The organism is Salinivibrio costicola subsp. alcaliphilus, assembly GCF_001996185.1.
In the GTDB taxonomy this organism is placed as follows: domain Bacteria; phylum Pseudomonadota; class Gammaproteobacteria; order Enterobacterales; family Vibrionaceae; genus Salinivibrio; species Salinivibrio costicola.
The window spans coordinates 1-813 of sequence record NZ_MUFR01000113.1 but is presented as its reverse complement, the minus strand read 5'-3'; the positions used below and the strand labels follow the sequence as shown (position 1 = coordinate 813).

Annotated in this window: 1 pseudogene; it reads left to right on the top strand. The window is 50.7% G+C overall.

The annotated features are described in order from the left end of the window. A pseudogene (locus BZJ21_RS16395) lies at positions 1–813 on the top strand (hypothetical protein); the annotation flags it as partial.

The window sequence follows — 813 nt, the reverse complement described above, 5'->3', positions numbered from 1 at the left end:
AAAGAAAAGCTTGATAGCGGTGAATTTGCCCTGTTGACTGATACCCCAATGCGGCCCGCGATGGTGCATGATAATACGAATAAGCTCTGGTCCCTCTCGGCAGACACTGAAACGACCCTCTCACCACAAGCCCGTTCAGCACTTGCCGCTAGAGCTAATCAATCTGGCAGTGTGGCCGGCGGCGCTGGTGGTAGCAGTCACAGTGCGCATGCTGCAATCAATATCGAAGACACCTATGTGCCCGAGCCGGTAAAACCTGACCGCTCTAATGCGCCACCGCCACTTAAATACGAGTATTGTTTTGAGATTGCTAGCTCGGATAAGATATTTAGCAAAACGGTGGGGTGTAAGTTTCAATTAGCCACAACACAGCAAGAAGGCGTGAAGGATGATTGGCAAACCGCGCGCACTGAGCATGGCACCAAGTACACCACTTATACCGCATTCAACGAGCCCAAAAAACTTATCGCTAAAATTGCATCGGCTTCAATGGGCATCAGCGTGCCCGAGCCCGTGCAAGTCAAGCCGATTGGCTCAGGTATCATCCAAGAAGCCTTTATTCCTGTAACACCTTCCGTTCAACTCGGCGAGCGACTGGGCCTACCCACCGAAGGCTATTACTACCATTTTCACCAAAAGCGCTTAGTGCAGGAGTACAAGCTGCTGGGTGATGGCAAATGGCAGTTTTACGCCACGCGCTCTAGACATGACAAGCTCAACCAGGAGCAAGGTTTTAATCGTTATCAAAGCGCCATTCTGGTGTACTGGAAGATTGGCGGCAAAGAGGTCGAAGACCAACATCTTGTCTATCTC